The organism is Pseudomonas sp. MD330_10, from assembly GCF_042610415.1.
Taxonomy (GTDB): Bacteria; Pseudomonadota; Gammaproteobacteria; order Pseudomonadales; family Pseudomonadaceae; genus Aquipseudomonas; species Aquipseudomonas rhodesiae.
This window is the reverse complement of the sequence record NZ_JBHGZU010000084.1, coordinates 1-269: the sequence shown is the minus strand read 5'-3', so window position 1 is coordinate 269 and position 269 is coordinate 1. Positions and strand designations below refer to the sequence as shown.

At 56.9% G+C, this 269-nt stretch carries 1 protein-coding gene; it reads left to right on the top strand.

Features of this window, described 5'->3' with window-relative positions; genetic code table 11:
- The coding region (locus tag ACFZPT_RS26710) for a hypothetical protein (RefSeq protein WP_379555964.1) at positions 1-269 on the top strand (269 nt) is incomplete at both ends.

Below are 269 nucleotides of genomic sequence, written 5' to 3'. Positions count from 1 at the left end.
CGATTACTGCTCACCGAAATTGAAAACGAAGTCGGCGAAACCTACCGGCTCGACTACCACCCCAACGGCCTGATCCAGCAGGAAGTCGGGTTTGATGGGCAGCGCACCGCTTACGTTTACGACCTTAACGGCCACCTGCAGGAAAAGACCGAATACGGCGACGATGGTAGTCAGTGGGTGACGCGTTATGAGCGCGACCATGCCGGACGCCTGGTACGAAAAATCCTGCCCGATGACAGCGTCGTTGAATATACCTACGACCGCCAGGG